15 protein-coding genes are annotated in these 13,606 nt (G+C 69.9%); 8 read left to right on the top strand and 7 right to left on the bottom strand.

Translation table 11 applies throughout. The features are described from left to right. The first annotated feature begins 3 nt into the window (after positions 1-3). Genes ACFXC1_RS14445 through cobC form a run of 3 tightly spaced genes read left to right on the top strand, consistent with a single transcriptional unit; the run spans position 4 to position 2,598 of the window. Positions 4-594: a precorrin-8X methylmutase gene (locus tag ACFXC1_RS14445; RefSeq protein ID WP_381242712.1), complete on the top strand. Its 591-nt coding sequence runs from the start codon at positions 4-6 to the stop codon at positions 592-594. Beyond that, positions 591-1,523, top strand: coding sequence for a sirohydrochlorin chelatase (locus ACFXC1_RS14440; protein ID WP_381242567.1), 933 nt, complete (start codon positions 591-593; stop codon positions 1,521-1,523). The genes ACFXC1_RS14445 and ACFXC1_RS14440 overlap by 4 nt, the downstream gene beginning before the upstream one ends. Further along, the gene (gene cobC, locus ACFXC1_RS14435) at positions 1,513-2,598 is read left to right on the top strand and encodes an Rv2231c family pyridoxal phosphate-dependent protein CobC (protein WP_381242565.1); all 1,086 of its coding nucleotides are present in this window, start codon (positions 1,513-1,515) and stop codon (positions 2,596-2,598) included. The genes ACFXC1_RS14440 and cobC overlap by 11 nt, the downstream gene beginning before the upstream one ends. Positions 2,599-2,680: 82 nt before the next feature. On the opposite strand, the gene ACFXC1_RS14430 is transcribed toward cobC, so the two are convergent. The 5 genes from ACFXC1_RS14430 to ACFXC1_RS14410 all read right to left on the bottom strand — a co-directional run bounded on the left by ACFXC1_RS14430 (position 2,681) and on the right by ACFXC1_RS14410 (position 7,277). Continuing rightward, positions 2,681-3,556, bottom strand: a complete 876-nt coding sequence (locus tag ACFXC1_RS14430) for an SCO1860 family LAETG-anchored protein (RefSeq protein WP_381242563.1) — start codon at positions 3,554-3,556, stop codon at positions 2,681-2,683. A 131-nt stretch (positions 3,557-3,687) separates the two neighbouring features. Then, the gene (locus tag ACFXC1_RS14425; RefSeq protein ID WP_381242561.1) at positions 3,688-4,779 is read right to left on the bottom strand and encodes an amidohydrolase family protein; all 1,092 of its coding nucleotides are present in this window, start codon (positions 4,777-4,779) and stop codon (positions 3,688-3,690) included. 34 nt (positions 4,780-4,813) lie between these two features. Continuing rightward, on the bottom strand, positions 4,814-5,599 hold the full coding sequence (locus ACFXC1_RS14420; RefSeq protein WP_381242559.1) for an amino acid ABC transporter ATP-binding protein: 786 nt from the start codon (positions 5,597-5,599) through the stop codon (positions 4,814-4,816). Further along, a complete protein-coding gene (locus tag ACFXC1_RS14415) occupies positions 5,596-6,429 on the bottom strand; it encodes an amino acid ABC transporter permease (protein WP_381242558.1) in 834 nt (277 codons plus the stop codon). The genes ACFXC1_RS14420 and ACFXC1_RS14415 overlap by 4 nt, the downstream gene beginning before the upstream one ends. Further along, positions 6,426-7,277 carry a transporter substrate-binding domain-containing protein gene (locus ACFXC1_RS14410; protein ID WP_381242556.1) on the bottom strand — a complete coding sequence of 284 codons (852 nt, stop codon included), beginning with the start codon at positions 7,275-7,277 and terminating at the stop codon, positions 6,426-6,428. The genes ACFXC1_RS14415 and ACFXC1_RS14410 overlap by 4 nt, the downstream gene beginning before the upstream one ends. 175 nt (positions 7,278-7,452) lie before the next feature. On the opposite strand from ACFXC1_RS14410, the gene ACFXC1_RS14405 reads away from it, so the two are divergent. From ACFXC1_RS14405 to thpD, 5 genes are all read left to right on the top strand, one after another. After that, complete coding sequence (locus tag ACFXC1_RS14405) at positions 7,453-8,553, top strand: pyridoxal-phosphate-dependent aminotransferase family protein (protein WP_381242554.1); 1,101 nt, start codon at positions 7,453-7,455, stop codon at positions 8,551-8,553. 460 nt (positions 8,554-9,013) lie between these two features. Continuing rightward, complete coding sequence (ectA, locus tag ACFXC1_RS14400) at positions 9,014-9,520, top strand: diaminobutyrate acetyltransferase (RefSeq protein WP_381242552.1); 507 nt, start codon at positions 9,014-9,016, stop codon at positions 9,518-9,520. A 47-nt stretch (positions 9,521-9,567) separates the two neighbouring features. Then, positions 9,568-10,839, top strand: coding sequence for a diaminobutyrate--2-oxoglutarate transaminase (gene ectB, locus ACFXC1_RS14395; protein ID WP_381242550.1), 1,272 nt, complete (start codon positions 9,568-9,570; stop codon positions 10,837-10,839). A gap of 47 nt (positions 10,840-10,886) precedes the next feature. After that, positions 10,887-11,291 carry an ectoine synthase gene (locus tag ACFXC1_RS14390; RefSeq protein ID WP_381242548.1) on the top strand — a complete coding sequence of 135 codons (405 nt, stop codon included), beginning with the start codon at positions 10,887-10,889 and terminating at the stop codon, positions 11,289-11,291. Positions 11,292-11,296: 5 nt separating this feature from the next. Continuing rightward, a complete protein-coding gene (thpD, locus tag ACFXC1_RS14385) occupies positions 11,297-12,187 on the top strand; it encodes an ectoine hydroxylase (RefSeq protein WP_381242546.1) in 891 nt (296 codons plus the stop codon). Here the strand turns inward: thpD and ACFXC1_RS14380 are convergent. Both ACFXC1_RS14380 and ACFXC1_RS14375 read right to left on the bottom strand, forming a co-directional pair. Next, on the bottom strand, positions 12,171-12,446 hold the full coding sequence (locus tag ACFXC1_RS14380) for an RNA polymerase sigma factor (protein ID WP_381242544.1): 276 nt from the start codon (positions 12,444-12,446) through the stop codon (positions 12,171-12,173). The genes thpD and ACFXC1_RS14380 overlap by 17 nt on opposite strands. A 30-nt stretch (positions 12,447-12,476) precedes the next feature. After that, positions 12,477-13,526, bottom strand: a complete 1,050-nt coding sequence (locus ACFXC1_RS14375; RefSeq protein WP_381242542.1) for an aminotransferase class V-fold PLP-dependent enzyme — start codon at positions 13,524-13,526, stop codon at positions 12,477-12,479. Positions 13,527-13,606: the final 80 nt, after the last annotated feature.

Below are 13,606 nucleotides of genomic sequence, written 5' to 3'. Positions count from 1 at the left end.
CCCGTGGACCGTGTGGTGCATCCCATCGAGGTGGAGTCGTACCGGCGGATGCGCGCCCGGCTGGACACCTCGCACCTCCCGCCGCTGACCCGCGCGGTCGTGGAGCGGGTCGTCCACTCCGCGGCCGATCTGGAGTACGCGACCGATCTCGTCCTGGACGAGGGCGAGTTGGCGAAGGCACACAGCGCGCTGCACGCGGGGGCGCCGGTGGTCGTGGACGTGGCGATGGTCGCGGCCGGGATCACGCAGCTCAAGACCGTGTGCCGGCTGAAGGACGCCAAGTCCGGTCCCGGGCTGACGCGTTCGGCGCACGCGATCCGGCTCGCCTTCGAGGAGGTCGGGCCCGGCGCCCTGTGGGTGATCGGCAACGCGCCCACCGCACTGGAGGAGTTGCTGACGCTTGACGCCTCCCCCGCACTCGTCATCGGGCTGCCCGTCGGTTTCGTCGGCGCGGTCGAGTCCAAGGCCGCGCTGCGCGAGAGCGGGCTGCCCGCCGTGAGCAACGTGTCCGAGAAGGGCGGCTCGGCGGTCGCCGCGGCCGCCCTCAACGCCCTGCTGTACCACCCCACTTCACCGTCCGAGGAGAAATCGTGACCACCCCGCCGCCCGCCCTGCTCATCGCCGGACACGGCACCCGGGACGAGGCCGGAGCCGAGGCGTTCCGGTCCTTCGTACGGGAGTTGGGCCGCCGTCACCCCGAACTGCCTGTCGCGGGCGGGTTCATCGAGCTGTCGCCGCCGCCGCTGGGCGACGCGGTGACCGAGCTGGTGGAGCGCGGGGTGCGCCGGTTCGCCGCCGTACCGCTGATGCTGGTGTCCGCCGGGCACGCCAAGGGGGACATCCCGGCGGCGCTGGCCCGGGAGAAGGAGCGGCACGCGGGGATCTCCTACACGTACGGCCGTCCGCTGGGCCCGCACCCGTCGCTGCTGAAGGTGCTGGAGCGGCGGCTCGACGAGGCGCTCGGCGAGTCGGTGCGCACGCCCGAGGACCGGAGTGACGTGACCGTGCTCCTTGTGGGGCGCGGGTCGACGGACCCGGACGCCAACGCCGAGGTGCACAAGGCGGCGCGGCTGCTGTGGGAGGGGCGCGGCTACGCGGGCGTGGAACCGGCCTTCGTGTCGCTGGCGGCACCGGACGTGCCGAGCGGTCTTGACCGGTGTGTGAAGCTGGGCGCGCGGCGGATCGTCGTGCTGCCGTACTTCCTGTTCACGGGCATCCTGCCGGACCGGGTGCGGCAGCAGACGGAGGGCTGGGCGGCGGCGCACCCGGAGACCGAGGTACGGTCGGCCGAAGTCATCGGTCCGGAGCCGGAGTTGCTCGACCTGGTGATGGAGCGGTACCGGGAGGCGGTCAAGGGTGATTTGCGGATGAACTGCGACTCGTGCGTGTACCGCATCGCGCTGCCCGGTTTCGAGGACAAGGTGGGGCAGCCGCAGCAGCCGCACTTCCATCCGGACGACGACGGCCACGACGGTCACCACCACGGGCATCACCATCATGGTGGGCACGCACATGCACACTGACAGAGCCCACGATCCCGCGCGCGAAACCCATGACCTCCGTCATCACGGTGACGCCGAGGTCCGGGACGACGGCGCCCGGTTGACCGACCTCGCGGTGAACGTCCGCGCGGACACGCCCCCCGCGTGGCTGCGCGAGCGAATAACCGACTCGCTGACCGGCCTCGCCGCCTACCCCGACGGGCGGGCGGCGCGGGCGGCGGTCGCGGCGCGGCACGGGCTGCCGGTGGACCGCGTGCTGCTGACGGCGGGGGCCGCCGAGGCGTTCGTGCTGCTCGCCCGGGCGCTGAAGGTCCGTCAGCCGGTGGTCGTGCACCCGCAGTTCACGGAGCCGGAGGCGGCGCTGCGGGACGCGGGGCACGCGGTGGAGCGGGTGCTGCTGCGGGAGGCGGACGGTTTCCGGCTGACCCCGGGGGCCGTCCCCGAGGGCGCGGACCTGGTGCTGGTCGGCAACCCGACGAACCCCACGTCGGTCCTCCACCCGGCCGCTTCGATCGCCCGACTGGCCCGTCCGGGGCGGACGTTGGTGGTGGACGAGGCGTTCATGGACGCGGTGCCGGGTGAGCGCGAGGCACTCGCGGGCCGGACCGACATCCCCGGCCTGGTGGTGCTGCGCAGCCTGACGAAGACCTGGGGTCTGGCGGGGCTGCGGGTCGGCTACGTCCTGGCCGATCCCGAGACGATCGCCGAACTCGAACGGGCCCAGCCGCTGTGGCCGGTGTCCACGCCCGCGCTCGCCGCGGCGGAGGCGTGCATGGACGCAGCGGCCCTCACGGAGGCCGCCCACGCGGCCCACCGCATCGCCGCCGACCGCGCCCATCTCGTCGCCGGCCTCACCGAGTTCGCCCCCGACGGCCTCCAGGTCATGGAACCCGCCGAGGGCCCCTTCGTCCTCGTCCGCGTCCCCAACGCGGTCGCCGTCCGACGGCACCTGCGCGACCTGGGCTTCGCCGTTCGTCGCGGGGACACGTTTCCGGGGTTGGGCGAGGAGTGGCTACGGCTGGCGGTACGGGACCGGGCGACGGTCAACCGCTTCTTGCAGGCACTGGACCAGGCGGTGACGTTGTCGGGGAAGTGAGAGGAGGGGTCTTTTGAGGCCCACTTCTCAACCAACCGAGACGGGTGGGTGGGTGGGTGGGTGGGTGGGAAAGGTAGTTGGCTCAGCCTCGACGGCGGCGCGCCGTGATCACCGCTGCCCCGCCGAGCGCCAGCATCAGCACCGCCCCGCCCGCGATGTACGGCATCATGGAGCTACCCCCCGTCTCGGCCAACCCCTCCTCCACCGGAGCGCCCTGCGGCTTCACATCCGGCGCCGGTGACGGTGACTCGCACGTCGCCTTTGCCAACGTCACCGTCCCCTCCACATCCGCCACGTTCAGCTTCAACGGGTTGACGGACACCTTGAGTTGGAGCGCGGTCGCAGCGGCCGTACGAGACGTGGTCGAGGTCTTGGACCAGTCGAGGCGCACCGACCCCACCCCCGGCACCTGAACCTCCGTAGGACCACTGGCAGTCACCGTGACGCGCTTACCGAGCACCGTCACCAACCCCGGCAGATGCGACGTGGCGACCGGCGCCTTCCCCGCCTCACACGTCGCCTTGGACGTGACCGCGTCGACCTCGATGAGCGAGAGCAACGGCAACCCGGGCACATGGAGCCGGACATGGGCGAGGTCGGTGTACCCCTCGGCCTTCGTCGCGGACACCGTCGCCTTCGCCGTGGCGACATCCGCGCTGAGCACACTGAAGGGCTGCCCGCCGTTCACCCCGTCCAACTGGGCGCTGAGCGCGGTCTTTTCGGCACTCTGCGGTGCCTGCACCTCGTTGAGGGAGACGGAGAGCGGGACATCCACCGTCTTGTTGAGCAGGGACACATCGAGCCCGGTGCGCAGGACGACGGCGCTCGCGCGACCCTGGTCGGTGGTCGCGTGGGCGGACCCCGCGCCGGCCAGCGTCACGGGACCGGCGGCGAGCACGGTGGCCGTGGCGACGGTGGCCCAACGGCGTGCGGGCATGCGGAAGTTGGTGCCGTTCAAGGTGTGGGACCCCCAGAAGAGACATGCTTGGGACCCGGTAAGAATTACCCACGAAGAGTGAACCGTCAGCGATCCCGCGTCACTTCACCCCATCGTGGGTTTTCCGTGAACGCATTCGAATCGGCTGGCGACTATTCGACCACCAGCCCGTTCAGCACCACCCGTCGCGGCGACGCCAGGACGCGCACATCGGCGCGCGGGTCCGCCTCGTACACGACGAAGTCCGCCGACGCGCCCTCCTCGAGCCCTGGCCGCCCGAGCCACCGCCGCGCACCCCACGCGGTGGCGGAGAGCGCCTCCACGGCGGGGATGCCGGCGGTGACGAGTTCGGCGACCTCGGCGGCGACCAGGCCGTGGGCCAGGGAACCGCCCGCGTCGGTCCCGACGTACACCGGGACGCCGGCGTCGTAGGCGGCGCGCACCGTGTCGTAGCGCCGCTCGTACAGCCGACGCATGTGGGCCGACCAGCTCGGGTATCTGCTCTCGCCGCCCGCGGCGAGGTCGGGGAAGGTCGCGATGTTCACGAGGGTCGGGACGATCGCCACTCCCCGCGAGACGAACAGCGGGATGAGGTCCTCGGTGAGGCCGGTCGCGTGCTCGATGCAGTCGATGCCCGCCTCGACCAGGTCGCGCAACGCGTCCTCGGCGAAACAGTGCGCGGTGACACGCGCACCGAGCCGGTGGGCCTCGGCGATCGCCGCCTCGACCGCGTCGCGCGGCCAGCAGGCCGACAGGTCGCCGAGGTCGCGGTCGATCCAGTCGCCGACCAACTTGACCCAGCCGTCCCCGCGTTGGGCTTCCTGGCCGACGTAGGCGACGAGTTCGTCCGGTTCGATCTCGTGGGCGAAGTTGCGGATGTAGCGGCGGGTGCGGGCGATGTGCCGGCCGGCGCGGATGATCTTCGGGAGGTCCGAGCGGTCGTCGGTCCAGCGGGTGTCGGACGGCGAGCCGGCGTCGCGCAGCAGCAGGGTGCCGGCGTCGCGGTCGGTGAGGGCCTGTGTCTCGGCGGTGGCCGCGTCGACGGGGCCGTGGGGGCCGAGGCCCACATGGCAGTGGGCGTCGACGAGGCCGGGGAGGGTCCAGCCGTCGACCGTGCGGATGTCATCGGCGGCGACGGGACGGTCGTAGGAGATGCGGCCGTCGATCACCCAGAGTTCGTCGCGGATGTCCTCGGGGCCCACCAGGACCCGGCCCTTTACGTGCAGCACCGGTTGATCGCTCATGGGACGCACGATAGTTCGTCGGGTGCGGGTCCCCTCAAGGGGCGCTGTCCTCGTCCTGCACCTCGGCCATCGCCGGGTCCAGCAGGCGTGACAGGAAGTGGCGCGTGCGTTCGTGTGTCGGGTTGGCGATGACCCGGTCCGGCGTACCGTCCTCGATGATCACCCCGCCGTCCATGAACACCACCCGGTCGGCCACCTCGCGCGCGAACGTCATCTCGTGGGTGACCACCATCATGGTCATGCCCTCGTTGGCGAGCATCCGCATGACCGCCAGCACGTCCCCGACCAGCTCCGGGTCGAGCGCCGAGGTCGGTTCGTCGAAGAGCATCACCTCGGGGTCCATCGCCAACGCCCGTGCGATCGCGACGCGTTGCTGCTGGCCGCCGGAGAGGGACGCGGGGTAGGCGGCGGCCTTCTCGGACAGGCCCACGCGCCGCAGGTTCTCGGCGGCCACCTTCTCCGCCGACGCCTTTTCCCGGCGCAGGACCCGGCGTTGGGGCAGGGTGAGGTTCTCGGTGACGGTCAGGTGCGGGAAGAGGTTGAACTGCTGGAAGACCATGCCGATACGACGACGTACGGCGTCGATGTCCACGTCCGGGTCGGTGACTTCGGTGCCACCGACGAACACCCGCCCCGCTGTGGGTTCTTCGAGCAGGTTCACGCAGCGCAACAGGGTCGACTTGCCCGAGCCGGAGGGGCCGATGACGCACACGACCTCGCCCTGCCCGATCTCCAGGTCGATGCCGCGCAGCACCTCGTTGGTGCCGAACGACTTGTGCAGACCCTGGACTTGGATCTCCGGTGCGATGCTCGCGCTCATCGGACGGCCTCCCCGGTCTTCGTCTCCATGCGGCGCACCACGAGGCTCAGCGGGATCGTGACGAGGAGGTAGCACAGGCCCGCCACCAGGATGGGCGTGGAGTTGGCCGTCGTACTCGCCAAGTCCCTGCCGTATTTGGACAGTTCGCGCTCCTCCAGGGTGACGCCGAGGAAGAGGACCAGGGAGGAGTCCTTGAAGAGGAGGACGAGTTCGTTGGTGAGGGGCGGCAGGATGATCCGGAACGCCTGCGGGACGACGATCGACACCATGGCCCGTGCCTGCGAGAAGCCGAGCGAACGGGCCGCCTCCAACTGCCCCTTGGGCACCGCCTGGATGCCGGCCCGGATCGTCTCAGCCATGTACGCGGCGGACACCAGGCCGAGCGCGAGGGCGACCTTGCCGTACGTGCCGCCGACGATCTCCGTGCCCGGGAAGGCGAGGGGTACGGCGACACCGACGAAGATGAAGATCAGCAGGGCGGGCAGGCCCCTGAAGATCTCGATGTAGATCCCCGCGAGCCAGCGGTACGGGCCGACGGACGACAGCCGCATCAGCGCGACGATCATGCCCAGCACCAGCCCCAAGACGAAGCCGGACAGGGTGTAGAGCACGGTGTTCTTCAACGCGAGTGTGATGACGTCGGGGAACATCTGCTTGGCGATGCTCCACTGCGCGAACTGGTTCTTCAGGCGCCCCCAGTCGGCGGTGACCGCGAAGGCGATCACCGCGCCGAGGAACACGGTGTACTGAACTCCCCTGGACAGCCTGCGCCGTTGACGTCGTGTCAGACCTCGTGCCCTGGGCTGGAGTTGGAAATCCGTATCGGTCATGAGGCCGAGGGCGAGGCGGCCGAGGCGTCGTACGGGCCGATCCACTTCTCGTACAGCTTCTTGTACGTCCCGTCGGCCTTCGCGTCCTTGATCGCCTTGTTGATGGCGGCGAGGAGTTTCGTGTTGCCCTTCTTGACCGTGAAGCCGTACTGCTCACCGGTGTTGAGGTTGTCGACGACCTGGAAGGCGTCGGCGTTGGCCTTGGTCTTGAGCCAGCCCTGGACGACCGGGTAGTCGATGATGACGGCCTGGACCTGGCCGGTGCGCAGGCCGTTGAGGACGGCGTCGGAGGACTCGAAGGAGACGGGATCGAAGCCCTTGCTCTTCGCGTAGTCCTCGCCGGTGGTCTGCGCCTGCGCGCCGAGCTTCTTGCCCTTGGCCTTCACGTCGGCGAGGGAGGCGATCCCGCTCTTCTTGTCGACGAGGACGGCCTGCGTGGCGTCGAAGTACGGGTCGGAGAAGTCGACGTTCTTCTTGCGCTCGGCGGTGATGGTCATGCCGGCGGCGGCCAGGTCGCACTCGCCGGCGTTGAGGAAGGCGCCGGTCTTGAAGTTCTCGAACGGGGTGTCCAGGATCTCCTGCTTCACGCCGAGGTCCTTGGCGACCAGGTCGATGAGGGAGACGTCGAAGCCCTGCACCTTGCCGTCGATCTCGGACTGGAAGGGCGGGTAGGGCAGGTGGGTGCAGGTGGTGAGCTGACCGGCCTTGACGAGTTCGACGCCACCGGCGGCGGTCTTCGAACCGCTGCCGCCGCTGTCGCTCGACGTGCAGCCGGCCACGAGGACGAGTGCGGCCGTCGCGGTGGTGGCGGCCAGGGTGCGGGCCCGGCGGCCGAGGAGCGTGTTCACGGAGGCCTCCTGTGACGGAACTGTGGCTTCCGATTATTCGGAGGGGCTGGGCGGACCGCTCGTGGTGAGACGCCGGTCAGGGGGCCGTACGGGCTAAGAAGTCGCCGGTCAGAGGGGCCCAGGGGCGCCGGTTACCCTCATTCTCATCGACTCCCGCGAGTGAAAGAGCACAGCCGTGACGCACCCCCTCCTCGACCCGCCCCCGCTGAGCGCCGCGCACTTCGCATCGATCGAGGACCGGGTGGCCCGGCTGCTCGGCACCGAGCAGGATGTCGTGATCATGCAGGGGGAGGCGTTGCTGCCGCTGGAGGGCGCGATCCGTTCGACGGCGGGTCCGGGCACGGTCGCGCTGAACGTCATCACCGGCCCCTACGGGCAGACCTTCGGGAACTGGCTGCGGGACTGCGGCGCCGAGGTGATCGACCTGGCGGTCCCGTTCCACACGGCGGTGACGGCGGACCAGATCCGCGAAGCCTTCGCCGAGCGCCCCGAGATCGACTTCGTCTCCCTGGTCCACGCGGAGGCCGCGACCGGCAACACCAACCCGGTCGCGGAGATCGGCGAGGTCGTACGCGCGCACGGCGCCCTCTTCTACCTCGACGCCGTGGCCTCCGTCGGCGCGGAGCCGGTGCTGCCGGACGCGTGGGGTGTCGACCTGTGCGTGATCGGCGCGCAGAAGGCGATGGGCGGCCCGGCGGGCGTCTCGGCGGTGTCGGTGAGCGCACGGGCATGGGCCCGTATGACGTCCAACCCCGGGGCGCCGCGCCGCTCGTACCTCTCCCTCCTGGACTGGAAGGACCGCTGGGTGGACACGGGCCGCAAGGCCCTCCTCCACGCCCCGGCCCAGTTGGAGATGCTGGCGCTGGAGGCATGCGTCGAGCGGATCGAGGCGGCGGGCCTCGACACGGTGATGCGCCGCCACGCCGTCGCGGCCGCGGCGACACGGGCGGGCGCCCTGGCCCTGGGCGGCGGCCTGGAGCCGTACGTCCACGACGCGACCGAGGCCGCACCGGTCGCCACGACGCTCAGGACACCGCCGGGCGTCATCGCGTCGGACCTGGTGGCAAGCGCCCTGGCGACGAACCCGGCCCTGCCCCTGGCAGCGGGCGGCGGCGCCCTGTCGAAGGAGATGATCCGGGTCAACCACTACGGAATCGACGCGACGGCGGACGCGGTACAGAACTCTCTGGCAGCACTGGGCGCTGCGCTGGCCGAGCAGGGGGTGCAGGTGGACCTGGAGGGGGCTCGGGCCGCCGTGGACGGGGCGTGGCGGTAACCCTCGGCCGAGGTATCCCGGGGGCGCCGCCCCCGGACCCCCGATCGGTCTGAACGGCCTCGTCCTCAAACGCCGGACGGGCTGGAAGTGGCGGAGGTCCGCAGCCACAGGCGCCGAGGCCGAACGGAACTGATTCCAGCGGGGTGTTCGTGCTCAACGTGCCACAGGGCACGCCGATATCTTGCGGGAAAGCATCGGCGGTATGACCGGCGCCTAATTCCGATGTAATTCCAGAATTCTCCTGCCCGATTTCCGCGCACCTAAACGCAAATAATTCGCGCAGATCTCGTGAGGGTTACACCCCTGTGACCCGTTACACAAGCGGACCGTTTCGCCCCTTATCTGTGGGTCAAAACGCCACAAACCCCCGGCGCTTGCACGCGTGATAACACAGCACAGCCCCATACGTAACCCCATCCCTCCATGCAATTTCGAATTTCCCTCGGTAAATTCAATTTGCATGACCGCCACCCGAGCAGACCTGCAAATAGACCGCCCCACGGTGGCCGACGGCGCCGTGCTCTGGCGTATTGCCAAGGAGTCGAACGCCCTCGACCTGAACTCGTCGTACAGCTATCTGCTGTGGTGCCGGGACTTCGCCGGCACCTCCGCCGTCGTGCGGGACGAGCGCGGGGAACCGGTCGGTTTCGTCACCGGCTACATCCCGCCGGAGCGGCCCGGCACCCTGCTCGTGTGGCAGGTCGCCGTCGAGGCCGCGCAGCGTGGCCGCGGGCTGGCCGCGCGGATGCTCGACGGGCTCACCGAGCGGGTCGCCGCCGAGTACGGCGTGACCGGCATCGAGACCACGATCTCGCCCGGCAACACCGCGTCCGAGCGCCTCTTCACCTCGTACGCCGAACGCCACGGCGCGACCGTCGAGCGCACGGTCCTCTTCGAGGCCGGTGACTTCCCGGACGGACCGCACGACCCCGAAGTGCTGTACCAGATCGGCCCGTTGAGCCTCTGAGACCCCGGCCTCCGAGAACCCCCCACACCCCTTCAGGAGCGATTCGCGTGACCATCACCCAGCCCGATCTCAGCGTCTTCGAGACCTTGGAGTCCGAGGTCCGCAGCTACTGCCGCGGCTGGCCCACCGTCTTCGACCGGGCCCGGGGCAGCCGTATGTACGACGAGGACGGCCACGCCTACCTCGACTTCTTCGCGGGCGCCGGCTCGCTCAACTACGGGCACAACAACCCTGTCCTGAAAAGGGCGTTGATCGACTACCTGGAGCGCGACGGCGTCACCCACGGGCTCGACATGTCGACCAGTGCCAAGCGTGCCTTCCTCCAGACCTTCCAGGACCTGGTGCTGCGGCCCCGCGACCTGCCGTACAAGGTGATGTTCCCGGGCCCGACCGGCACCAACGCCGTCGAGTCCGCGCTGAAGCTGGCGCGGAAGGTGAAGGGGCGGGAAGCGATCGTCTCCTTCACCAACGCCTTCCACGGGATGTCACTCGGCTCGCTCGCCGTGACCGGCAACGCCTTCAAGCGGGCCGGTGCCGGTATCCCGCTGGTGCACGGCACGCCGATGCCGTTCGACAACTACTTCGACGGGCAGGTCCCCGACTTCCTGTGGTTCGAGCGGCTGTTGGAGGACCAGGGCTCCGGCCTCAACAAGCCCGCCGCCGTGATCGTCGAGTCCGTGCAGGGCGAGGGCGGCATCAACGTCGCCCGCCCCGAATGGCTGCGCGCGCTCGCCGAGTTGTGCGAGCGCCAGGACATGCTGCTGATCGTCGACGACATCCAGATGGGCTGCGGCCGCACCGGCGCGTTCTTCTCCTTCGAGGAGTCGGGGATCGTCCCCGACATCGTCACCGTCTCCAAGTCCATCAGCGGCTACGGCCTTCCGATGTCGCTGTGCCTGTTCAAGCCCGAGCTGGACATCTGGGAGCCCGGCGAGCACAACGGCACGTTCCGCGGCAACAACCCGGCGTTCGTCACCGCCACCGCCGCCCTGGAGACGTACTGGGCGGACGGCTCCGCGATGGAGAAGCAGACCAGGACCCGCGGCGAACAGGTCGAGCAGGGGCTGATCTCCATCACCGAGGAGAACCTCGCCGACATCAAGGAGTACCGGGGCCGCGGACTGGTCTGGGGCATCGAGTTCAAGGACCCCGAGCGCGCCGGCCGGATCTGCGCCCGCGCCTTCGAACTCGGCCTGCTCGTCGAGACGTCGGGCCCGCAGGGCGAGGTCGTGAAACTCCTCCCCGCGCTGACCATCACCCCGGAAGAGCTGGACGAGGGCCTCAGCATCCTCGCCCGCGCGGTACGCGAAACCGCATAAGAACAGCCCGACCATCTGACACCACGTCAAGGAGGCGTCACAGCACCGTGATTGTCCGTTCGTTCAAGGAACTCGAAGGCACCGACCGGCACATCAAGGCCGCGTCCGGCACCTGGGAGAGCAAGCGCATCGTCCTCGCCAAGGAGCGGGTCGGCTTCTCGCTCCACGAGACCGTCCTCTACGCGGGGACCGAGACGTCGATGTGGTACGCGAACCACGTCGAGGCCGTCGTCTGTGTCGAGGGCGAGGCCGAACTCACCGACAACGAGACCGGGCAGACGTACACGATCACGCCCGGGACCATGTACCTCCTCGACGGACACGAGCGGCACACGATGCGGATCAAGGAGGACTTCCGCTGCGTCTGTGTCTTCAACCCGCCCGTCACCGGACGGGAGGACCACGACGAGAACGGCGTCTACCCGGTGCTGACCGAACCCGAGGAGGTCTGACGAGCATGACGACCACAGTCACCGACCTGTACCCCAGCCGCGGCACCACCGAGGTGTCCGTCCCGCGCAAGGACCCCGTCGTCTGGGGCTCACCCGACACCCCGGGACCGATCCCGACGGCCGACCTCCAGTCCTTCGAGCGCGACGGCTTCCTCGCCATGCCGGAACTCCTCCGCGACGACGAAGTCGACGTCTACCGGCGGGAGTTGGAGCGACTGGTCGTCGACCCTGCGATCAGGGCCGACGAACGGTCGATCGTCGAGCCGAAGTCGAAGGAGATCCGGTCGGTCTTCGAGGTGCACCGGATCAGCGAGGTGTTCGCGCGGCTCGTGCGGGACGAGCGGGTCGTCGGGCGGGCGCGGCAGATCCTCGGTTCGGACGTGTACGTCCACCAGTCCCGGATCAATGTGAAGCCGGGCTTCGGTGCGAGCGGCTTCTACTGGCACTCGGACTTCGAGACCTGGCACGCCGAGGACGGCCTGCCGAACATGCGCACCGTGTCCGTGTCGATCGCGCTCACCGAGAACCACGACACCAACGGCGGCCTCATGATCATGCCGGGCTCGCACCGCACGTTCCTGGGCTGCGCGGGCGCGACCCCCGAGGACAACTACCGCCAGTCGCTCCAGATGCAGGACGCGGGCACGCCGTCCGACGAGGCGCTGACCGGCATGGCCTCCCAGTACGGCATCAAGTTGTTCACGGGCAGGGCGGGTTCGGCGACCTGGTTCGACTGCAACTGCATGCACGGCTCCGGCGACAACATCACCCCGTTCCCGCGCAGCAACGTCTTCATCGTCTTCAACAGCGTGGAGAACAAGGCAGTTGAGCCGTTCGCGGCACCGGTGCGCCGACCGGAGTTCATCGGGGCGCGGGACTTCACGCCGGTCGGATGAGGAACGGCGTCAGAGCCAGGCCAGGGCCGCGGCCCGCGTCGAAGGCATAGGGCCTGCTCCACAGTTGGGCGAAGACCTCCTGTGCCACGCCCTCGGCGGCGACCGGGCTGCGGGTGACCCGTGCGGCGACTCCCCGCACCAGGCCGCCGTGGATCCGGTACGCCTCGGTCAGCGCGGACTCGTCGCCGTACACGAGCCGTCGGTGCAGCTCGGGATCGGCGGCGAATGGTACGGACGTGCTGCTGCCCGTCGGCCGCACCGGCACCACCCCCTGGTGCCCTTCCTGGCGTCAGCCGGACAGGACGTCCAGCAGGCGGTCGACGTCCTCGGGGGTGTTGTAGAGGTGGAGGGCGGCGCGCAAATTCCCGGCGCGGTCGGAGACTTCGACTCCGGCCGCGCTCAACTCGCCCTGCCTGCGCCCGAGTCCGGGCACCGACACGATCGGGGATCCCGGGGACGGGATCGGTTCGTGGCCGAGGGTGGCCAGGCCCGCGCGGAAGCGGTCGGCCAGGGCGAGGTCGTGGGTGCGTACGGCGGCCACGCCCAACTCCTCCAGCAGGGCGAGGGAGTGGCGGGCGCCGGCGTAGGAGAAGAGGGCCGGGCTCTCGTCGAACCGGCGGGCGGAGTGGGCGAGTTCGGCGACCGGGCCGTAGCAGCTGTCCCACGGGGCCTCCCCCGCGACCCAGCCCGCGAAGACCGGGTTGAGGTCGCCGAGGTCCTCCGGGGTGACCAGGAAGGCGACCCCGCGCGGGCAGAAGAGCCACTTGAAGCCGACGGCGGCGACATAGTCGTGGGCGTCCGCGTCGAGGTCCAGCCAGCCGGCGGCCTGCGAGGCGTCGACGTACGTACGCGCCCCGTGTTCGCGTGCCGCCGCCCGGAGCGCGGGCAGGTCGGCGATCCGGCCGTCGGCGGACTGGGCGGCGCTGACCGCGACGAGCGCGGTGCCTGGGCGTACCGACTCGGCGATCCGCTCCAGCGGCACGGCGCGCACCTTGAGGTCGGCGCGCATGTGGAAGGGGTTCACCACCGAGCTGAAGTCGGCCTCGGCGGTGAGGACTTCGGCCCCGGACGGGAGCGAGGAGGCGATCAGTCCGCTGTAGACCGCCACCGAGGCGCCCGCCGCCACCCGGCCGACAGGCACCCGCGACAGGCGGGCGAAGGCGGCGCGGGACGCCTCGACGTCGTCGAACATGTCGGTCGGTGTGCCGACCGAGGCCGCCTCGACGGCGGTGTGCATGGCGGTGACGGTGCGCCTCGGGAGGAGGCCGGTGCTCGCCGTGTTGAGGTAGGTGTTCTTCGGGGCGAACTCGGCGCGGACGAGGCTCTCGAAGGTCTCCATGGCTCCACTCTGCGGTGCCGTGCGCCCCTCGTCCATTGCGCGTTTTTGCGTGAATCCTCTAAGCGATGCTTATGCGTCGC

Source organism: Streptomyces hokutonensis, assembly GCF_042751305.1.
Classification (GTDB): Bacteria; Actinomycetota; Actinomycetes; order Streptomycetales; family Streptomycetaceae; genus Streptomyces; species Streptomyces hokutonensis_A.
Note: the sequence above shows the minus strand (reverse complement) of the source record. Positions and strands in the feature narration are given on the sequence as shown.